We start from the raw sequence: 19,696 nt of genomic DNA on the forward strand, positions 1-19,696 counted from the left end.
GTGTTGTTTGAATGAAAGTTATGTTTTGTTTGAATGAAAACTATGTTTTGAACTTGGGAAACCTGTCGTTTTGTAACGGGAACGGCTTATTTCAGGCCGATCACGAATGTCGTCAGCGACTGGGCGGGCCGGATGTAATCCAGCTTTTTCCCTTTGGCTTCGACAGGCCGGAAAGACCGGCAGTCCTCCGTTTCGCTTGTGCGCCAATTACCGACGGAAGCAATTTCGCCGGAGAACTTGTTCAGGTCGATGACGAAAGGACGTTCCGTTCCGGCCGTGTTCAAAACGGCGATGACCAGTTCTTTTCCCGTAGGAGAGAGGGCGGCAAGCGCCTCGGCGTTTCCTGTTTCGATAAAGGTGTAGCCTTGTTTGAAGAAACGGGTGATCTGCATGCGGACATACAGGTTTTTGATCGCCTTGTATTCCTGTGTCTTGAAATTGCCGCGCAACACGCACCATTCGTTGTTGCCTTCTTCCATCAGCTGCCAGTCGAGCCAGGCTTGCGGGCGCATGATCCGCATGTCGTCGAATAGCTTCCGGGCGAGCAGCAGGTTGCTTTCCAGTCCTTGCCCTTTGCCGGGGCCTGTTTCCGACTGCCAGAAGGGTTTGCCGGATTTCCGGACGAGCCTTCGTACTTCCTCCCGTTCGGCGTTCGTGCCGGAATAGGTGTGGGTGTTGAGTTGCCCCAATTTATCCCAGATGTCGCCGGCTGCCTGATAGGCTTTCTGGACGGTCAGGAATTGCCGGAGGTTGGTTTCGTCGGAGGCCGACAGCACGGTGTTGAGGCCCGTGGCTTTCAGCTTGGGAGATAGCATCCGGATGATTTTCATCTGGCTTTCCGGTTCGAAGTGGCAACCTTCCTGGCTTCCTTCCGCATACCAGTAATCGGAAAAAGACTCGTTGAAGGGCTCCAGCGTCTTGAAATCGATCTGATAGGCTGTTTTGTAATGCTTGCAGACATCTAACAGGTAGTCGCAGAACATCTCGTAATATTCCGGTTTCAGGTTGTCTTTCAGCGGGTCTGCATTTCCGGCGGCGCAACCGCTGTAGGTCATCCAGTAGGGGGCGGAGTTGGAGAATGCTTCGAAAACGGCATCGGAGCGTTTTTCTTTGATCTTCAGGAGGATCGTACGCTGTCCTTTATCCGCTTCCCAGTTGTAGGGAGCGGTGGGGGAATCTTTGAATCCTTCCATTTCCGCCCGTTTCCCTTTTCCTTTGACCATGTGGCCGTCTGCATGTGCCGGATCGTCGCCCCCTCCGATATTGTAACGGAAGATGTTCATGTTGAGTTTGTCGGGAGAGGTGATCAGGTCGACGATCTCGTCTACTTTCTCCTCGTCCCAGTTTCCGACCTGGGCGGCCCACCAGCAAAGGGAACTTCCCCAGCCTTCGAGTTGCTGGTGACGTTGTGCCGGATCGATTACGGCAAGTTCGCTTTCCGTCGCTTCCGCCTGTGCGAACAGGGGAAGCGCGACGGCTGCCATCAAACTTATGAATGTGTTTTTCATGTCTATCGATTTAAAACTTAAACGGTTTTGTCTTGGCATATGCCTTGTACTCTTTGATCATTCCCGGATAACCTTCTTCTGCGCGTGGCAGGTAGCGGAAGCCGGAGATCGTAACATCCTCGCGCAGATCGATTACGACCTGATGCGGGTATCTGTCTCGACGGGCAGTGCTCCAATAGGTCGATTCCTGCAGGTCGAAAATCTTATCGGCTGTGAAGTTGCCCCCCTGTGTCTCTTCACTGTCGGCATACGCGATCTGCCAGTGCTGGCGGGAGAGCGGTTTGCCGTTTTCACCCAGCAGGTAGAACTCGGCGATGGCTGCATTGTCTTTGCCATCCTGGGAATTCAGCGCTTCGAGGCAGAAGAAACGGGCTTTGACCGGAGCGTCGAACTTGACTTCCTGCCATCCGTTGCCGGCTTTCAATGCACCGGCGGCAACCGGCTTCTCGTTTTTGAGGTCGAGGTTTTCACCCTCTTTGCGGTGCGTCAAAGGGGCTTCGGCGCGTAGCATATCCAGGATCGGTTTGTCCAGGCCTTGGATCGCCGCCTTTTCCGGGCCTAACAAGTCGAGGACGATAATTTCATTTTCGCCTTTCTTCAACCAGCAGCCCGGCATGAAGAGCGTTTGTTGCGGTCCGATCTCCCAAAAGCGGCCCATCGCTTTCCCGTTTACCCAAACCATGCCTTTTCCCCAGGTCTGCATATCGAGAAATACGTCGCCTGTTTCTTCCAGGTTGAATGTCGCACGGTAATAGGCCGGTCCGTCTGATTTCTTGCCCGGAGCGTATTTTTTGTCTTTTACGAACGGATAATCGACAGGGAAGTTGTACACCTGCCAGTTCTTCAACTCTTGGGTGGAACCTTCGTTGAGCAGCTCCACTTTCTCGGTGATCCCTTTGCGGTCGTGGATCGCTTTGTCGAAGTTGACGCGTCCCATAGCCTCTACCAGGATATCCAACTGCGTTCCGGCTGCCAGTGCGGGCAGTTTCAGTGAGTTCTCGCCGCGGCGACGGTCCAGGCGTCCCAGGAGTTTTCCGTTCGCATAGACCTGTGCCCAGTCATGTACTTCCGTGATCAGAAGGGTTGTGCCGGCTGTCACGGCTGGCAGGGTGGTCCGGTACAGGATCGTTCCCCAGCCCTGGTCGAACTGTTCCATCGGTTTGATGTCTTCGGATGTCTTCGGCTCCGGCAGGTTACCGAATAAAGGAGCGACCTCCTTTATCTCGAATTCGGGTATTTCGATGATCGGTTTTGCTGCCGGCACCTCTGACTGTGTCTTTCCTTCGTCCATATAACCCGCGAGAAGTTCACGCAATTTGAAATATTTGGGCGTCGTCCATCCTGCCTCGCTGATAGGCGCGTCATAATCGTAAGAGCTGCACATAGCCGAGTAGGCTGGGCTGTTGGCGCCCCCCCAATGGCCGAAAGTCGTTCCTCCGTGCGTCATATAGAGGGAGAACGAGATGTTGCGGTCGAGCATGTCCTTAAGGCCGGATACCATCGTCTCCGCATCGCGTGTTTCGTGTTTGCGTCCCCAGTGGTCGAACCAGCCGCTCCAGAACTCACTGCACATGAGCGGGGTGTTGGGGCGTACCTCTTTCAGTTTCTTGAATTGTTCGTCGATATTGGCTCCCGTGCCGAAATTGACGGTCCATACCAGGTCGTCGAGGGCGTTGTTCTGGAAGTTGGAACTCCAGTCGCACTGGAACAGGGGAACGTCTGTAAATCCTGCTTCCTTCACGATATCGCGGATGTTGGCGATGTATTCTTTGTCCGTTGCATAGGAACCGTATTCATTCTCGACCTGTACCATAATGATATTGCCTCCTTTTGTGATCTGGAGGCCGGCAAGCTGTTTTCCGATTTCATTCATGAACAGTTTGGTCCGTTCCAGGAAATAAGGATCGTTGGTACGCAGTTTGATATCTTCTTTTTTCAGCAACCACCAGGGCAGTCCTCCCATTTCCCATTCGGAGCAGACGTAAGGGCCGGGGCGTAGCATGATATACATATCATATTTCTGAGCCAGACGGCAGAAAGCGGCAATGTCGTTCTGTCCGCTGAAATCGAATTCGCCGGGTTTTTGTTCATGGATGTTCCAGAATGCATAGATGCAGATCGTATTCATGCCAAGTGCTTTGCAAAGTTGGATGCGGTGCTCCCAATATTCGGCCGGAATACGGGTGTAATGGATCTCCGCGGCTTTGATCACAAAAGGCTTTCCGTCTAACAGGAATGTTTTGTCGCCGATCGCGAATGTGTGTTCTCTTGCCGGCTTTTGGTTGCAGCCGGAAAAGACAATAAGAAACAGGGCTATCAGCCAGGTGGCTGTGTGCTGTAGGTACTTCATGATATAAAATTAGTTTATAAATATTTTTCCGGGGATAAAAGTACATAAATTACACTTATGTGCGGGTATATTTATAGTTCATAAAGGGAAAAATATAGTTCCATTTGCCTCGATTTGTGTACCTTTGCCAAATAAATGAATGATTAAACGTTGAACAAAATGAAAAAGTTAATGGTGATACCGCTTGTCGCCGCCGGAATGGCCGCAATGGTGGGATGCAGCAAGACCCCTGTGAAGGAGGCTGCGAAGAATGACGCTATCAATCTGGCAAACCTGGATACAGCCGTGGCTCCGGGGACCGATTTCTACCAGTATGCTTGTGGCGGCTGGATGAAAAATAATCCGCTGAAACCGGAATATGCCCGTTTCGGCACTTTCGACCAACTCAGGGATAACAATCAGGAACAGATCCGTACGCTTATCGAAGGCCTCAGTGCGACTCCGCAAGAAGAGGGGAGCGTCGGGCAGAAGATCGGCATGCTGTTCGCGATGGGGATGGATAGCGTGAAACTCAATGAAGACGGCTATGCCCCGATCAAAGGCCAGCTCGCTGAAATCAACAAATTGGGTACGAAGGACGAACTGACCAAGATGGTGGCGACCCTGCATAAGGAGGGGATGGCTCCTTTCTTTGCCTTGTATGTCGGGGCCGACGAAAAGAACAGTTCCATGAACATCGTACAGTTATACCAGGCCGGACTGGGTATGGGGGATCGCGATTATTACCTGCTGGAAGACGAAAGCAGCCAGAAGATGCGTGAAGCCTATAAGAACTATATTACCCGCCTGTTTACCCTGATCGGAAGCTCTCCCGAACAGGCCGATGCCGCCGTCGATGCGATCATGAAGATCGAAAAGGGCATTGCCGAAGTTTCTTTCAGCCGTGAAGACCTGCGCGATTCCCGGAAGAACTATAATAAGATGTCTATCGAAGATTTCAAGGCCAAGAACGATCCGTTGAACTGGGATGTTTATTTCGAAAGCATGGGAATGATGGAGATCAAATATCTGGATGCGAAGCAGCTTCCTTTCTACGAAGGTCTGTCCGCCCTGATGAAGAATACGACTTTGGATGAACAGAAATATTACTTGACATTCAACCTGCTTAGCTCTGCCGCTCCTTACCTGAGCGATGAGTTTGTTACGGCAAATTTTGACTTCTATGGCAAGACGATGTCCGGCCGCCAGGAACAGCAGCCGCGTTGGAAACGTGCTTTGTCTACGGTCAACGGCGCTTTGTCGGAAGCTGTCGGCCAGATGTACGTGGCTAAATACTTCCCGGCTTCTTCCAAAGAAAAGATGTTGAAGATGGTCGGTGACCTTCAGAAAGCCTTGGGCGACCGTATCGCCGGGCTGGAATGGATGAGCGATGCTACCAAGGCGAAGGCGCAGGAGAAACTGGCTGCCTTTATCGTCAAGATCGGTTATCCCGACACATGGCGCGACTACAGCGGGCTGGAGATCAAAAACGATTCTTATTGGGCGAACGTACGCCGTTCCAATATCTTCGAAGTCAATTATATGTTGGCGGACGTAGACAAACCGGTCGACAAGGCTCGTTGGGGAATGAGCCCGCAGACGGTAAACGCTTATTACAATCCGACGACGAACGAGATTTGTTTCCCTGCCGCCATCCTGCAACCTCCCTTCTTCAATCCGGAAGCTGACGATGCCGTGAACTATGGGGCTATCGGTGTCGTGATCGGCCACGAAATGACGCACGGATTTGACGACCAGGGACGTAACTATGATAAGGAAGGCAACCTGAACGACTGGTGGACGGCTGAAGACGCCGCTCTCTTTACGCAACGTGCCGACCGTCTGGCTCAGCAATACAGCGATATCATCGTGGTGGACAGTGTGCATGCCAACGGCCGTTTCACTTTGGGCGAAAATATTGCCGATCAGGGAGGTTTGATGGTCGCTCATCTGGCTTACCTCAATTCTCTGGAAGGAAAGACACCGGCCCCGATCGACGGTTTCACCAACGAACAGCGTTTCTATCTGGGCTACGCCAATCTCTGGGCACAGAACATCCGTCCCGAAGAAATCCTGCGTCTGACCAAGATCGACCCGCACTCATTAGGCAAGTGGCGTGTCAACGCCGCCCTCCGCAACATCGATCCTTTCTACACCGCATTCGACATCAAAGAAGGCGCCCCGATGTACATGCTGCCGGCTGACCGGGTGGTGATCTGGTAAACTCCTCTTTCTCTTTCTTTGTTGTATCTTCATTTAAAAACAGAAAGAGATATGAAAAAGAAGGATGTTAAACAAAGAATCCAGCTTGTCCCTGTATTTCCGTACATGGACAAGCTGATCCGGCGGAAGCGGTCGGCAGGGAAAGAATCGACTGCCGACTTGTACCGCGCCGCCAGTAACTGGTTACGGAAGTTTTTGGGAAACGATAAGTTGCTTTTCTCTCGGATAACCCCTTCGCTCGTCGACTGTTTCCATTGCTACCTACTTTCGCAAGAGCACTTTGCAGCTAATTCCATCAACAGCTACATGAGTAATGACCAATCGATGCTGGATGTGGCTAATGCTACCATTGTAAAATAAGGTAGACTTTAAACTTAGAGCCTTTTTTCCACTTCTGATTTCAAAGATTCCAGTAAACGTTGACAATTCCAAAGTATATGTATATAGATGTAATCTGTATGAACCGTATATATGACTTTGATATGACTTATTATTAAAGAACGATATTCTAATGTCCCTACATTTTTTAGAAGTGTTTCTTGAAAGCCAAGATGAGGTTGTGTTTTTAATAAGTTAATATCATTTCTATATTTGTCTCGTATTCTTTTTGCTGTATGTATCCCGAAATTAAGACTACAAATATGCGATGATCTGTTTAAAATCTTCGATAGCCAATGGATGCCATATTAGTTTCATATCCACGTGTCTATCATGTTATTAGCTTCTTCTTCGCTTATGCCTTTCCCTTCAATAGCATCGGTCTCTGTTATCGAAAGACGTTGTTTTACATCCTCTAATGTATAGTCACAGAGATTCTTTTCGCTAATAGAAAGCCATTTACGAACTTCTTGACGAACTTTGTCCAATACTTCGCTATTGTTAATATTAAGTATTTCACGGATAAGTTCTGTTTTTCGAGCTTCTAATTCGATTGCTGTCATCTTTGTATCCTCCTGTTTTTGTCTACAGGACAAAGATACATCATTTTGGATAACAGCCAATAAGAACGGCCCTTATATTGCAAATGGATGTTTTAATCCCTTATCCGGCAGGGACGATATGAATGATACGTTTACATTTGTATGACGGCAAACGGAAAAAGTAAGCGTCTGGTGTTGGCCTCTACGATGGAAATGTTCAGAGCTGAAGAAATTGTTCGGGTTCGACCCGGAGAAAATGACATGATCAGATTGCATCACGTAGTAACCAGAACATATAGATGACATACAGGACTATCAACGCAAATCCTTCTGCCCTGGATATTTTGTGTCCGCTTTTCACCAACGGCAATAACAGGGCGGAGATGGCGAGCATGACCAGCAGGTCGATGTCGTTTATATTTTTGGCCTCGATGGGATGTATGAGCGAGCAGGAACCGGCTATGGCCAGTATGTTGAACAAGTTAGAACCGACGATGTTTCCGATGGCAATATCTGTCTTGCGTTTGAAAGCTGCGACGATGGAGGTTGCCAGTTCCGGCATGCTTGTTCCGGCAGCAACGATTGTCAACCCGATAACGGCTTCGCTCAGTCCGAGCTCTTTGGCGATGGACACAGCATTGTTTACCAATAGCCGGGAGGCGAAGACCAGGACGACCAGACCGCCGATAATAGCCAACATGTCGATAGCCCAATGTTTAGGTTGTTCTTCCAGTTCCAGGTTGGGCCCTTCTCCATGTTTGCGGGAGTAGAAGAGGCTGAATAATGTATAGATGATAATCCCTCCTAAGAATAGAAGACCTTCCAGGCGGCTCAATGTCCCGTTCCAGAAAAGGATGGTCAGCAGGGTGGTTGCGGCCAGTAAAATCGGGATATCGATACGGAGCAATTGTTTTTTTACCTGGAGCGGGCAGATAGTTGCAGAAATGCCTAATATGATCCCGATGTTGAAGATGTTCGAACCGACAATATTTCCAATCGCTATGTCTCCCTGTCCATTCAGTGTGGCATCCAGGCTTACCGCCAACTCCGGTGAGCTTGTACCGAATGCGACAATTGTCAACCCGATCACTAATGGTGAAATTTTGGCTTTGAGGGCTAAAGCGGAACTCCCCTGAACCAACCAGCCGGCCCCTATGTAAAGAGCAACCAGCGAGAGAATCAATAACGTTAAACTTGTTATCATGGCTTCTTCTTCCTTTATTAGTTTGTTAATCGATTAAAATGTCTTGCTTCCTGTTGCCCGGCAAAGATTATTGCCGTGACCAAGTGAACAGCAAGTTGTTTTATAGGCAGAAAAACGTACCTCGGAAAACCTCGGGTCACCCCGAAGTGAACAACAGGAAGCTTTATAGACATTCAGTTAGGGTTGTTAGGAATAACTATTGGTTTCCTGGCGCAATTGAACGACCCGTAAAGCAATCATTGCTAAACTCAACAGGGCAAGCCCTCCCATTGTTATTTCTTTTAATAACATATTGGAAAAGTCTGTTGTTCCAACTAATACCAAAATAATGAATGACAACATCATGGTTGCATCCACAAGATCTTTATTTATTTTCATGTCCGTACTTTTTTAGGTTGTAAAACGATTCTTTATTTTTCATCAATAGCCGTTTCTTCCGTGGTGGAAGGAGTGCTGAGGCCTCTCATGATGCCATACAGGCCCACACCGAGTGCTCCCATAACGATCACCAGTTTCAAATAGTCGTTCGGAATGATGGAACTGCAAGCGAGTACGCAACCGACAATAGTAATGACAATATAAATATAGATGCTGATTTTATTCTTTTTAGTAGACATAATTATTTAATTTTTAAGTGAATAATAAATTGTTCGCATTTGGAAAATGCAATAAGGAAACGGTATGGAACAAATATCCCATACGCAACATGCTTATTCACTTACAATCAAATAATGATTTTCCGCAGGCCATACACATGGTATCCCATGCGGCAAAGGAGGGTTGAAAAGTTAATGGTTTGACATATTGTTACCTCTTCGGAAACTTTCCGGAGAAGATCGATTTCTTTCAGGCGAAAATACTGGATTGTCCTTTCTTTAATCTTCAGTAACCGTATGTTTAAGGTATTGCTGACATTCTGGATGTTTCTGCGAGGGGTCAGGCAATTGCTTCCTTTCAGGTCATTGCTCAGGATTTCCAGGTTATGCTGCATGTCGGCAGTCCCTTTTTCCATCATAACAGCCTCTTTCTGCGCCTGCAAATCAGGCGTAGTATTGTTGTTCTGTACGTCTTCGGGTACAAAGAGCAACATACCGAACAGCAGAGTCAATATGAATAGGAAATTCTTCATGCTGCAAAGATATATGAATTCTTGTGTAAAAAACAAATATGTGCCCTTTTTGTTTTTATTTTTGCAAGCGAATTATGCTGTAAACAGATATGGAAGATAAAAAATCTCTTGTTGGGGCTTGGGTGGAGGCGGCACGTCCCAAAACATTGCCAGCCTCTGTCAGTCCGGTTTTGTTGGGGTGTGCATTGGCTTATTATGACGGGGTGTTCGATATAACGCCGGCGGTATTGTGTCTCCTCGTGGCTCTTTTTGCTCAGATAGCCAGTAACTTTGCGAACGATTATTTCGATTTCAAGAAGGGCGCCGACCGGGAAGACCGGTTAGGACCGGAGCGGGCGGTCGCGCAGGGCTGGATCACTCCGAAGGCCATGCTGGCGGGCACGTTTGTCGCGTTGGGACTGGCTTGCCTGTCCGGTTTGTTGCTGATCTGTTTTGCGGACTGGCGGCTGATATGGGTGGGGATTGCGATCGCCATATGTGTACTGGCCTATTCTGCCGGGCCTTTCCCTTTGGCTTATAACGGGCTGGGAGATGTCTGCGTATTGTTGTTCTATGGGGTTATACCGGTTTGTTTTACCTATTATATACAGACGTTGAACTTCTCTTTATTGTCTTTTTTATTGTCCGTGGCGTTAGGGCTTTTGTCTGTGAATATTTTAGTGGTCAATAATTACCGGGATTACGAACAGGATAAGGTCGCCCGCAAACGAACGACAATCGTTTTGTTCGGTCGCCGTTTCGGCCGGGTGTTTTATATCTTGAATGAATGTATAGCGTTCCTTCTGGTTCTTCCGCTTATTCTGGATGCTCCCTGGTGGATTCTGTTTTTATTCGGAATCCTTTTTGCCCTTTGCTTTTATACGACACGGGAACTGTTTACACTGGAAGGAAGAGCGTTGAACCGCACATTGGGACATACGGCACGTAATGTATTTCTTTTTGCGTTGATCCTTTCTCTTTTGTTTGTATATGCTGGATACGGGGTGTAATTGCCAATTTATTTCAGTACTTGCAAATGAGTTACTTTTCTGTATATCTTTCGTAACGTGTTCTGTATCGACTTGGAGAGGATAATCAGCGTTACGGCGATGATAATAAGCAGGATGCCTACCGCTAAGTTGGGGGTGAACGGTTCGCTGAATACCAATACCCCGACACATACGGCGGTGATAGGCTCCACTGCCCCCAATACGGCGGTAAGCGTCCCGCCGATGTTATGTACGGCAAGTACGAGGGTGATATTCGAGATAACCGTCGGAACGATCGCCAACAGGATCAGATTGGCAAACGACATCGGGTCGGGAATCGGTTGTATGCCTTCATTGGTTCCTGCTTTGATGGCAAACAGGATCGTGCTGACGACGAATACATAGAAAGTCAGCTTGCGTCCGGTCATCTTTTGCACGCGCGATTTATTGACGGTCGTGATGTAGAGTGCATATCCCACGGCCGACAGCAGCACGATGAACACACCTAAAGCGCTCAGTCTCATTTCCCCCTCATTGATCGAAAGGCGTGCTACCCCGCAGATCGCCAAAACGATTGCCATCAGGGTGATCCAGGATGTCTTTTCCCGGAAGAACAGCAACATGATAAGCGTTACGAATACCGGATAAGTGAAATGCAGCGTTGTGGCGATCCCTGCCGACATAAAGTTATAACCCCAGAACAGGAACATGGCGGAAGCCGTGTAGAAAAAGCCCAACAATACTAATACCGGGATTTCCCTCTTGTCCACATGGAAAGATTCTTTCTTTGCAACCATGATCCCTGTCAAGGCCAACGCCGCGAACAGGAAACGGTAGAACAGGATGGAATCGAATTGCATTCCTTTTGCCATCAGGGGCAAGGTAAAAAGCGGGATTAACCCGAAAGTAGCGGATGTCAAGATACCAAAAGCAAATCCTTTTAAATTATTCATTGTACTGCTTCTTCTTTTTGATAAAACTACTGCAAAGGTAGTCGAAACGGGCAATCGCACCAAAATTTACCTCCAGTACTTATTTACGTCCCGTAACCCATAGAGTTAGCCTTCCTAAAGCATAGAGTTAGCCCCCCTAAAGCTATGCTTTACCGTAGCCGGAGCGGTGGATTGTCCAAATATTGGACAATCTGCTTGCTTGTTCCTGTTAAATATATCCCTACATTCGATTTGTAACCGGTTGTTGTTTATTTTTACCTGAAAAGAAAGGTCCTATGCAAAAAGTGCTTGTTTGGCTTTTTATGTTCGCTTGTTTCTCTTGCGGGGAAAAACAGGTTTTGCCGGTGTTGGATATCGAAAGATTGCAAAACACGAATTGTATTGTGTTGGATGATTCACCCGGTTATCAGATACAAAACTATGGGGCTGTATTTCTGGATAGTACGAGTGGTTTCCATCCAAAGGACATCTGCAAGATGACGGCAATGCGAGAGTCTTTATTTATATTGATAGACGGGGAATTGCGTAGTTACGAGTTTCCGTCCGGGAAGTTGAGGCAACGTTTTCTTTCATCGCATAGTTTTACTTCTTTTGCCCTCGACACGCTTACCGGCACGGTGTACGGGCTGGATGGGAAAACGGCGGAACTGATCTCTTTTACCTCTGATGGCGAGGAAAACGGAAAGATGCAGCTCGATCGGTCTTATACCTATACGAATGTAAGTAGTATAGGGAACGGTCCGCTTTTATTGTTGACGGATGCGTTTCCTGATCCGGCTGTTTTCAAAATAAAAGCTTTCGGCCGGAACCCCGTTCGTTTGCCTGTCAGGGGAAAGGGGAACAAGCCGATGTCATTGCCTGATAGCCTGGCTTGCCCGCTACAGGTTGTTGGCAATGGAAAGGAGGGCGTGTTCTATAAATATGTGTTGAATGACACGTTGTATCTGTTGAAAGGAGACAGTTGCCTTCCGGTTTTCACCTGCAACATGGGAAAGGACGGGGTACGGTTGGGAAATAAGACAGATGTGTTGAAACGGAACAGGCGTTTATGTATCATCGGCTTTTGGGAAACCCAAGATTATTGGTGGATACAGTACCGTTCGGACTATCTTGTAAAGGAAAAGCTCTATAGGTGCACGACGATGGCTATCCTTTATAAGGATTTAAAGATAAAGGATGGCGGATATGAATTTTTTATCCAGGGGCAGACGATCGTAATGGATACCCGGTATCCTCTTTTTATGAATGAAGAGAGGACTTGCTTCTTGCAGATATATGATCCTGCCGATCATCTGAAGGAGCGGAAAAGGGAACTGCCCTACAATCTGGAAAAGGCTTCGGATAAAACGAACTTGATCCTGAACTATTTTTATAGCAAACAATTAAAGAAGAAACGAATATGAAACTATTGAATGGAATGTTGTTATTGGGGGCTTGCCTGTTTATCTCCGCTTGCCGGCAGGAAACGGTTTCGGGATTACAAACTCTGACATTGGATCGTGCCGACCGGATCGATCCGGATATGGAATTGCCGTTGGAGGCATTGGGCATGACTGTAGAAGCCATTCCATTGGAAACGACGGATAGTTGCCTGATAAAAGATATTTTCGGGTTGGAAGAGAGCCGGGACTTCTATTGGTTGCTCTTTAATAACAGGATCGGCAAGTTTGATAAAGCGGGACGTTTCCTGCAATATATCGGGACAGCCGGGCAGGGACCGGGGGAATATGTTTCTGCTAAGGTGATCCAGCCGGTAGAGGAAGAACAACGTCTGTATGTGATGGATTATTTCGGGCGGAAGATGAATGTGTATGGTTTCGACGGTAGTTTTATACGCACTTTCAGATTGCCGGAGGAGACTTGGATGGATAATTTCCGGTACAAGGATGGTAAAGTCTATTATCAGACGACCGGCAATTCCGTTATGCCGGACATCTTTTGTTATGATGTCCAGGCCGGACGCATGGATACGATCTGCAAGCGTGAACGCGACATGGGGACTGAAGGCTATGCGGGGCAATCTTATATTTATACGCTTGACGGGGATATGTACACCTATCATTATTTTAATGATACGATCTATCGTATGGATGAAAACAGGATCGAGCCTGTGTGGCTTTTCCAGACAGGTAAAATGAAATGGACGTATGACGAATTGACGATGATGGCGGACTTTACACCGAAAGTCAGGCCGGACGGCCCGCGTATCCAGGTATTCGACCTGTTTGAAACAAACGCTTATCGCTTTGTCTTCTATACGATTTCGGAATATAAGGGGGAAAAGATGAAACCCTTCATGGCTTTGTATGACAAGAAGCAGGATCGTTTTTATCCGCATCTGAATCTGATTTCACCGGAGGCTCCTTGGCTATCGGTCAAGAAAGGCGCCAAATTGCTCAAGACCTCCGTACCGGGTTCCCTCTATGCTATAAAAGAGGCGGTCGATCTGGCCGGAAAGAAAGGGTTTGAAGGGGTAAAGGCGGATGACAATCCGGTATTGGTGCGGTATGTTTGCAATTAATCTTTCATCTATGTGTGTAATAATTTTTTATGGATCTAAATCTATGTATTGATAGATATTAAATCTTTCTTTTTGTAGATATTGAAATGCATATATGTAATTCATGACAACTTCAGGAGATAAACAATAGCTTGGTAGTTTAGTTATGAATTCATCTTTAAATTCGTTTTTACCATCAATTGACTGTTTGAAATATTGATAAAAGTCTAATTCTGATACATAAGGTGTTTTTAGAAGAAAAATCGGGAACAGGCGCAAAGAAAAGCAAAGTTTAGCTTAAAAATAAGCAGGTCAGCATCTTAGTAGCAAAGCGGAAAGAAACAGCCCCCGGCAAAAAAAGCCCCGAAAAGTAGGGTTAAGCCATAGTTCAGGTACTAAGTCATTACCTAATCCATGACACCCTACTATAACGGTAACAAGTTCTGTTTCACTATTTTGCGTAATTCTTCATAACTCGTGGTAACGGGAAAGTAATTACCTTTACAAACGAATATTTAGAGTTATGAAAACAAAGAGAAGCACCTTTAAAGTCCTGTTCTACGTGAAGAGAACAGCAGTGAGAGTAAGTGACGGAAAAGCCCCTGTAATGGCACGTATCACCATTGACGGCGATATTGCCACGTTCAGCGCAAAACTGTTCGTCACCCCTTCCTTGTGGAATGCCGAAGCCGGAAAAGTAAGCGGCAAGTCCGCCGAAGCCTTGGAGATTAACCCCCAGTTGGAAGAGATCAAAGCCCGCATCAACAACCACTACTACCAGATACTCCGAGCGGACGATTTTGTCACTTCCGAGAAAGTGCGCAACGCCTTTTTAGGCATCGGCGTGATGGAGAACTGCATCCTTAAAGATTTCCAGACCATGAACAAGGAATTTGGCGAAATGGTGGAAAAGAAACTCCGGGCGAAGTCCACCTATAACAAATACCTGACCGTTTACAAGCATCTCGAAGCCTTCATGTGGGAGAAAAGGAAGCGTACCGATATGGCTTACAAGGAACTGACGAAAGACTTCATAGACGATTTCGACAGCTACCTGCGTAATGAAAAGGGATTGAGCGCAAACACCCTCTGGATTTACACCATGCCCATACTCAGCCTGACCGACAAGGCTTGGCGCAGGGGAATTATCCGTACCGATCCGTTCAGCGAGTACAGCCTTGAAATGCAGGAAACCGACCGGGGCTACCTCACGGAAGAAGAACTGAAACTGATTGCCAATACCGTGTTTGTGGATAAACAGACCAACCTTGTCCGTGACATGTTCCTTTTCGGCTGCTTTACCGGATTGAGCTACATAGATATAAAGACACTCACCTATGACAAGATACAACGTATGGATTTCGACGGCGAAGAATGGATTATCACCCGCAGGACAAAGACCAAAGTATCGAGCAACGTCCCGCTGATGGAGATAGCCAAAGAACTGATCGAACGCTACAAGGGGCTTGCCAAAGATGATTTCGTGTTTCCCATGCCGGGTAACAGCACTTGCAACGACTACCTTAAAAAGATTGCCGCAGTTTGTAAAATCAATAAGGAAGTCACCTTCCACCTTTCGCGCCATACCTTCGCTACGACCGTCTATCTCTGCAACGGCGGCACGATTGAGGCACTTTCAAAGATACTCGGTCACAAGCATATCAGTACCACCCAGATATACGCCGAAGTGACCAACAAGATGGTAAGCTCCGATTTCCGTTCGATCTCCGGCAATCTCGCAGCCATGCAGAAGAAAGTCCTTGACAGGAAACAGAAAAAGGTCAGCAAGCAGCAGGCGGCAGCCTTGCGTGAAACCGCCTGAATCCCATCCGGCAAGGCAAAACACGGCAAAGGCAGGAACTCCCCGGTGGAACTCCTGCCTTTGCTACATTTACCTATGCACAGTTTTCTAAAGTTAAGTAGGGCTTTTCCCCCGTTTGCTCTTTCGCTTCATCTGCACATAGTTCTCTTCCAGCATACGCAGCAAGTCCGATTGCCGGTACAGCGTTTTGCCCGGCAACGAAATGAACGGGATAATCCGTTGCGCCCGGTAGTCCTGCAAGGTACGGGTAGTGATATGCAATATCCTGCATACCTCTTCCCCCGTCAGGTACACCTCGCCGTTCATTACCGGATGAAAGTTCGCCGTTACGTTATCCACGTACTTCGTGCCCCGTTCCAGAGCCTCAAAGTACGTCTTTACCTCTTCCATGTCCTTTGTAATCACTTCCATATCATTCATCCTCTATCAGTTCCTTGCTCATTGTCGTTAAGAACGCTTCCACATCTTCCAGCCTGTAATATATCTTGTGATTGATCTGGCTGTATGCCAACAGCCCGCCGTCACGGTACGTCTGCAATGTCCGTTTGCTCACGTTCAGCTTCTCGCACACGTCCGCATTATCCAGCCAGTCCATCTTTTCCGGCGGTCTGTACCGTGAACACAACTGCTGTAAATGATCGCTGAACTTGTTGAACCTTTCTTTCATTTCTTCAAAGGTTTTCTTCTCGATAGTCACTATTTCCATATCCGTTTATTTATTGTTTCCCGCAAATATACAGACTGTTACAGGTGTGTCCGTGCGTTTATGTACCGCTTGTCCGTGTTTTGCGCTGTGTATGTAGCTTTGTCGTTCCCGATACGGTGCAAACCTAAGCAGGGAGCAACATATTTTCTTGTAGCCTGCATATTTTTTCCGTTTTTAATTGGTCGGTTCAAAATGAATCCCCATGATATGTGATACGAATATTTCTTGGGCGTTCCCGTAAACGGTCGGGCTTTCCGTTACAAGTCCTCGCCGGAGCTGTGGGCTTTCCCCTGCAATCCCTAACGTGTAAATGCGCCTTTGCCTGCATTGTATTCTTTTTATTCTATTTATTCCCACCCACCCGTCAGAGGTATAGGTCTGTTCCTGCTTCCCGTACACCTTCAAGCACTCCGGCAGGCTTCATGCCCGAAAGTGTACGCAAAGCCGGAAGGGACAAACGGAACACATTCGCCCGTGCTGTCCCCCGGAGCTTCGATTTCATCGAAACTTTCCGTGTGCCATCCCGTTCAAATAAGTTCCCTGATGTTTGTCCCGGCAGCCCCTTATTGTCTTACCCGTTTTTGCAACCGCTATTTTCTTCTTTGGGCTTTGCCGTGACTAAAAGGATAATCCTTTGTCTGCGGAACTTTCCGCCTGTTTACGCCACTGCCATCACACGGCCATCCGCAAAAGCCGGATAGCTGATTGCTCTGTCCGTTTACCGTAAACCGGACGAAAAGCACCTCGCCAACGCACACAACACATTGTCGTGGTGTACCCTTCTTTCTAATCCGATAAATCGGCAAAAGAAGAATCCCCCACGCCAAAGAGTTGCCTTTCCACCCCGCATTACCAACCTGCTTTTCTTTTCCTTTCCCGGAAACGGAGTTTTCCGGCTTTCATAACAAATACAATCCACTTGTACCGATAAATAATCTACCATTCATTCAATTTACTGAAAGGTTGAATTTTCCCCCTTAGGGCTGATTGGGAAAACATTGACGAAGGTAGGCGGGGGCGAAAGCAAATCCGCAAAAAATGCCAAATCTCCACCCTGCGGGTAGTATTTACCATTTTTTCAGATAATTGCAATTCTCCCTTTCCGCTCTTGATTATTGTCAATGTTCTTCCCAATCAGCCAAAGGGAAAAAATTTGGTTGGGGCGGCAGGCGATGATAACAAAAACAAGTAGTAACAATTTTAAAGCGTAGAGTTATGGCAACGACAACGAACAACACCATCGAGAAAATTTCTCCCGTGTTCACCGATTTACTTATCAAGAAAATCGAAAGTCTGAAAAGCGACTGGCAAAAACCGTGGATAACGAGCCTTGAACACGGTTTCCCCCGTAACCTAAGAGGAACGGTTTACAATGGCGGTAACATCTTAATGCTGCTGTTTTACACCGAGTTTATGAAATTCACTTTGCCCGTGTTCCTTACATTCAACCAAGCCAAAGCCGAGGAAGTGAGCATAAACAAGGGCGCACGCTCGTTCCCCGTTTACTATTGGTTCAAGTTCGTGGTACACAAGGAAACGAACAAGTCCATCCCTTACGAGGAATATTGCAAGCTATCCAAAGAGGAAAAGAACGAATACAAGGTAATACCCCAAATGAAATATTACAATGTGTTCAACCTCGACCAAACCGATTTCGCGGAGAAGTACCCCGAACGTTTCGTAAAGATGCAACAGGGCGAACAGCCCGAAAACCATTCGGACGGTATCGAGTGCGGAATGTTGGACGAGTTGATATATATGCAGAACTGGTATTGCCCCATCAAAGTAAAGTATTCCGACAGTGCTTTTTATGTGCCCGCAACCGATTATATCGTTTGCCCCGAAAAAGAGCAGTTCCCGCAGGGAGCGGAATTTTACGGAACGCTTTTGCACGAAATGGCACACAGCACAGGCAACCCCCAACGCCTGAACCGCACGTTCGGCAGCTTTTTCGGGGATGAATTATACGCCCGTGAGGAACTTGTAGCCGAACTCACATCAGCCCTTTGCGGTGCTTTCTTCGGTATCGCCACCACACCGCAGGACAACAACGCTGCCTATCTGAAACACTGGCTTACTAAGCTAAAGCAAGAACCCGCCTTTCTGATTGATATATTGGGCGATGTGAACAAGGCTGCAAAGATGATAACGGAAAGGGTAACAGAACCGATAAACGAACCCGTTGCAGCCTAACGGAAAACAGGAACAAGAGTATTAACAAAGGGGTGGAGCAATCCACCCGCAAAAACATAAGAAGATGACTAATTACATTTATTTGACAGCAGAAGAATTTCAAAATTCAAAGTCTTGCATTGACAGAGCGGAAAAAGCCCCTAAAGATGTGGAACAGATACAGCCGTTTTGCAGGGAGATACAAAAATTCATACCCGAAGCAACCGTTTACTATTGCGTGCAATGCTCCAATGACACATATAAAATCTATTCTACCGTGTTTGTCGGTTTTATCCGCAACGGTGTGACATTCATTCTAAGAAAGATATATAATGATAACAAATACTATTTAGACGTGATAACTTCCATGTTCAAGGAAGCCGAAGACAGTATTTTGTATCGGCTGAAACAGGACTATCCCGAACCCAACAGAATAGGCGTGTTCACCAAACGGAAGTTAGAGGACTGGATAACACGAGGTTTGAACGTTTACAAGGAACTGGAAGCGGAAAACGAAGTTATCCAAAGGATGAAAGCCGAATACTTTGCACTTCTGAAAGGTGAAAAAATCCAGTGGAAAGATACGGTACGGCACACGGAAGGGACAATCAGAAGGAACGGTTTTATTTTCTCATTCTCCATACACGGGCGAAATATCCGTGAAGAAATAAAGCTGTGTGTTCCAAACGGAAAAGGCGATTACACCACTTTTACCAAACTGGCGGACAACCGTCTTTCACTGGCAACAAGATAGTACAAACAAAAGGGCGGAGCAATCCGCCCGCAACACCCGATAAAATGAAAACGATACTCATTTACAAACTGATATACCGCCTAATCCTTTGGTCTGTGGTGATTTACTTTGTCACCACCACCGCAGGGCAGTTCTTCGCCTTATTCTTTGCCGTACTCCTGTTTTATTTCGTGGCACGGTTCATTCTCGCCCTTGTTTGGCGGTTGTTTGTGGGTATCGTTTTTATTCTGATAATCATTCTTTTAATATTCTGAATTATGGAAGGAAAGAAATTTAAACACAGATTTTTGTCATATCTCACCTGTGAAATTGTGGCGGAAACCCGCAAAGGGTACAAGGTTTTAGAAACCCAAGTTTTTAACGGACGGAAGAAGCCCAAGACTGTAGATAATAACTGAAAAGTACTCCACTAAAATAATTGAAAAGTATCCCACCCGTTGGATAGAACTTTAGGGCTATCGCATATAAAAGTCTGAGTTTTATCTACACTAATTAACATTATAAATTC

The 19,696-nt window shown here is 46.9% G+C and carries 19 protein-coding genes; 8 read left to right on the forward strand and 11 right to left on the reverse strand.

Annotation, left to right across the window (positions count from 1 at the left end):
• Window positions 1-86: 86 nt before the first annotated feature.
• On the reverse strand, window positions 87-1,508 hold the full coding sequence (locus tag ACW6QF_RS17040; RefSeq protein WP_456088684.1) for a glycoside hydrolase family 30 protein: 1,422 nt from the start codon (window positions 1,506-1,508) through the stop codon (window positions 87-89).
• 10 nt (window positions 1,509-1,518) lie between these two features.
• A complete protein-coding gene (locus ACW6QF_RS17045; RefSeq protein ID WP_456088685.1) occupies window positions 1,519-3,858 on the reverse strand; it encodes a beta-galactosidase in 2,340 nt (779 codons plus the stop codon).
• Window positions 3,859-4,017: 159 nt separating this feature from the next.
• Here ACW6QF_RS17045 and ACW6QF_RS17050 point away from each other — a divergent pair, with 159 nt between their 5' ends.
• The gene (locus ACW6QF_RS17050; protein WP_456088686.1) at window positions 4,018-6,060 is read left to right on the forward strand and encodes a M13 family metallopeptidase; all 2,043 of its coding nucleotides are present in this window, start codon (window positions 4,018-4,020) and stop codon (window positions 6,058-6,060) included.
• Window positions 6,061-6,111: 51 nt separating this feature from the next.
• Window positions 6,112-6,420: a phage integrase SAM-like domain-containing protein gene (locus ACW6QF_RS17055; RefSeq protein WP_456088687.1), complete on the forward strand. Its 309-nt coding sequence runs from the start codon at window positions 6,112-6,114 to the stop codon at window positions 6,418-6,420.
• A gap of 332 nt (window positions 6,421-6,752) precedes the next feature.
• Here ACW6QF_RS17055 and ACW6QF_RS17060 read toward each other — a convergent pair whose 3' ends face one another.
• From ACW6QF_RS17060 to ACW6QF_RS17080, 5 genes are all read right to left on the reverse strand, one after another.
• Window positions 6,753-7,001: a hypothetical protein gene (locus ACW6QF_RS17060; protein WP_456088688.1), complete on the reverse strand. Its 249-nt coding sequence runs from the start codon at window positions 6,999-7,001 to the stop codon at window positions 6,753-6,755.
• A gap of 244 nt (window positions 7,002-7,245) precedes the next feature.
• Window positions 7,246-8,184: a calcium/sodium antiporter gene (locus ACW6QF_RS17065; protein WP_456088689.1), complete on the reverse strand. Its 939-nt coding sequence runs from the start codon at window positions 8,182-8,184 to the stop codon at window positions 7,246-7,248.
• Window positions 8,185-8,370: 186 nt separating this feature from the next.
• Window positions 8,371-8,562, reverse strand: a complete 192-nt coding sequence (locus ACW6QF_RS17070; RefSeq protein WP_456088690.1) for a hypothetical protein — start codon at window positions 8,560-8,562, stop codon at window positions 8,371-8,373.
• 32 nt (window positions 8,563-8,594) lie between these two features.
• Window positions 8,595-8,801: a hypothetical protein gene (locus tag ACW6QF_RS17075; protein WP_298549805.1), complete on the reverse strand. Its 207-nt coding sequence runs from the start codon at window positions 8,799-8,801 to the stop codon at window positions 8,595-8,597.
• A 107-nt stretch (window positions 8,802-8,908) separates the two neighbouring features.
• The gene (locus ACW6QF_RS17080; protein WP_298549803.1) at window positions 8,909-9,313 is read right to left on the reverse strand and encodes a hypothetical protein; all 405 of its coding nucleotides are present in this window, start codon (window positions 9,311-9,313) and stop codon (window positions 8,909-8,911) included.
• A gap of 89 nt (window positions 9,314-9,402) precedes the next feature.
• Between ACW6QF_RS17080 and ACW6QF_RS17085 the strand changes: the two genes are divergently transcribed.
• Complete coding sequence (locus ACW6QF_RS17085) at window positions 9,403-10,302, forward strand: 1,4-dihydroxy-2-naphthoate polyprenyltransferase (protein WP_456088691.1); 900 nt, start codon at window positions 9,403-9,405, stop codon at window positions 10,300-10,302.
• An 8-nt stretch (window positions 10,303-10,310) separates the two neighbouring features.
• On the opposite strand, the gene ACW6QF_RS17090 is transcribed toward ACW6QF_RS17085, so the two are convergent.
• Window positions 10,311-11,234, reverse strand: coding sequence for a DMT family transporter (locus ACW6QF_RS17090; RefSeq protein WP_456088692.1), 924 nt, complete (start codon window positions 11,232-11,234; stop codon window positions 10,311-10,313).
• A gap of 275 nt (window positions 11,235-11,509) precedes the next feature.
• Here ACW6QF_RS17090 and ACW6QF_RS17095 point away from each other — a divergent pair, with 275 nt between their 5' ends.
• From ACW6QF_RS17095 to ACW6QF_RS17105, 3 genes are all read left to right on the forward strand, one after another.
• Window positions 11,510-12,637, forward strand: a complete 1,128-nt coding sequence (locus ACW6QF_RS17095; protein ID WP_456088693.1) for a hypothetical protein — start codon at window positions 11,510-11,512, stop codon at window positions 12,635-12,637.
• Window positions 12,634-13,755 (forward strand): 6-bladed beta-propeller, encoded by a 1,122-nt coding sequence (locus tag ACW6QF_RS17100; protein WP_456088694.1) that lies wholly within the window; start codon window positions 12,634-12,636, stop codon window positions 13,753-13,755. Before ACW6QF_RS17095 ends, ACW6QF_RS17100 begins: the two co-directional genes overlap by 4 nt.
• A gap of 502 nt (window positions 13,756-14,257) precedes the next feature.
• Entirely contained in the window at window positions 14,258-15,556 is a 1,299-nt protein-coding gene (locus ACW6QF_RS17105) for a site-specific integrase (protein ID WP_456088695.1), read from the forward strand.
• Window positions 15,557-15,649: 93 nt separating this feature from the next.
• Here ACW6QF_RS17105 and ACW6QF_RS17110 read toward each other — a convergent pair whose 3' ends face one another.
• From ACW6QF_RS17110 to ACW6QF_RS17120, 3 genes are all read right to left on the reverse strand, one after another.
• Entirely contained in the window at window positions 15,650-15,967 is a 318-nt protein-coding gene (locus ACW6QF_RS17110; protein ID WP_456088696.1) for a helix-turn-helix domain-containing protein, read from the reverse strand.
• 1 nt (window position 15,968) lies between these two features.
• Window positions 15,969-16,262 carry a helix-turn-helix domain-containing protein gene (locus ACW6QF_RS17115; RefSeq protein ID WP_456088697.1) on the reverse strand — a complete coding sequence of 98 codons (294 nt, stop codon included), beginning with the start codon at window positions 16,260-16,262 and terminating at the stop codon, window positions 15,969-15,971.
• Window positions 16,263-16,626: 364 nt separating this feature from the next.
• Entirely contained in the window at window positions 16,627-16,764 is a 138-nt protein-coding gene (locus ACW6QF_RS17120; RefSeq protein WP_456088698.1) for a hypothetical protein, read from the reverse strand.
• Between the two features lie 713 nt (window positions 16,765-17,477).
• Here ACW6QF_RS17120 and ACW6QF_RS17125 point away from each other — a divergent pair.
• On the forward strand, window positions 17,478-18,455 hold the full coding sequence (locus tag ACW6QF_RS17125; RefSeq protein WP_456088699.1) for an ArdC family protein: 978 nt from the start codon (window positions 17,478-17,480) through the stop codon (window positions 18,453-18,455).
• 64 nt (window positions 18,456-18,519) lie between these two features.
• On the forward strand, window positions 18,520-19,188 hold the full coding sequence (locus ACW6QF_RS17130; RefSeq protein ID WP_456088700.1) for a hypothetical protein: 669 nt from the start codon (window positions 18,520-18,522) through the stop codon (window positions 19,186-19,188).
• Window positions 19,189-19,696 lie beyond the last annotated feature (508 nt).

The organism is Parabacteroides sp., assembly GCF_977054455.1.

Bases quoted from the DNA above. Each gene is read 5' to 3' on its own strand.
- ACW6QF_RS17055 (WP_456088687.1), top strand. From the start codon at position 6,112: ATGAAAAAGAAGGATGTTAAACAAAGAATCCAGCTTGTCCCTGTATTT.
- ACW6QF_RS17040 (WP_456088684.1), bottom strand. From the start codon at position 1,508: ATGAAAAACACATTCATAAGTTTGATGGCAGCCGTCGCGCTTCCCCTG.
- ACW6QF_RS17115 (WP_456088697.1), bottom strand. From the start codon at position 16,262: ATGGAAATAGTGACTATCGAGAAGAAAACCTTTGAAGAAATGAAAGAA.
- ACW6QF_RS17120 (WP_456088698.1), bottom strand. From the start codon at position 16,764: ATGAAATCGAAGCTCCGGGGGACAGCACGGGCGAATGTGTTCCGTTTG.
- ACW6QF_RS17090 (WP_456088692.1), bottom strand. From the start codon at position 11,234: ATGAATAATTTAAAAGGATTTGCTTTTGGTATCTTGACATCCGCTACT.
- ACW6QF_RS17110 (WP_456088696.1), bottom strand. From the start codon at position 15,967: ATGGAAGTGATTACAAAGGACATGGAAGAGGTAAAGACGTACTTTGAG.
- ACW6QF_RS17070 (WP_456088690.1), bottom strand. From the start codon at position 8,562: ATGAAAATAAATAAAGATCTTGTGGATGCAACCATGATGTTGTCATTC.
- ACW6QF_RS17060 (WP_456088688.1), bottom strand. From the start codon at position 7,001: ATGACAGCAATCGAATTAGAAGCTCGAAAAACAGAACTTATCCGTGAA.
- ACW6QF_RS17045 (WP_456088685.1), bottom strand. From the start codon at position 3,858: ATGAAGTACCTACAGCACACAGCCACCTGGCTGATAGCCCTGTTTCTT.
- ACW6QF_RS17100 (WP_456088694.1), top strand. From the start codon at position 12,634: ATGAAACTATTGAATGGAATGTTGTTATTGGGGGCTTGCCTGTTTATC.
- ACW6QF_RS17095 (WP_456088693.1), top strand. From the start codon at position 11,510: ATGCAAAAAGTGCTTGTTTGGCTTTTTATGTTCGCTTGTTTCTCTTGC.
- ACW6QF_RS17075 (WP_298549805.1), bottom strand. From the start codon at position 8,801: ATGTCTACTAAAAAGAATAAAATCAGCATCTATATTTATATTGTCATT.
- ACW6QF_RS17130 (WP_456088700.1), top strand. From the start codon at position 18,520: ATGACTAATTACATTTATTTGACAGCAGAAGAATTTCAAAATTCAAAG.
- ACW6QF_RS17065 (WP_456088689.1), bottom strand. From the start codon at position 8,184: ATGATAACAAGTTTAACGTTATTGATTCTCTCGCTGGTTGCTCTTTAC.
- ACW6QF_RS17125 (WP_456088699.1), top strand. From the start codon at position 17,478: ATGGCAACGACAACGAACAACACCATCGAGAAAATTTCTCCCGTGTTC.
- ACW6QF_RS17085 (WP_456088691.1), top strand. From the start codon at position 9,403: ATGGAAGATAAAAAATCTCTTGTTGGGGCTTGGGTGGAGGCGGCACGT.
- ACW6QF_RS17050 (WP_456088686.1), top strand. From the start codon at position 4,018: ATGAAAAAGTTAATGGTGATACCGCTTGTCGCCGCCGGAATGGCCGCA.
- ACW6QF_RS17105 (WP_456088695.1), top strand. From the start codon at position 14,258: ATGAAAACAAAGAGAAGCACCTTTAAAGTCCTGTTCTACGTGAAGAGA.
- ACW6QF_RS17080 (WP_298549803.1), bottom strand. From the start codon at position 9,313: ATGAAGAATTTCCTATTCATATTGACTCTGCTGTTCGGTATGTTGCTC.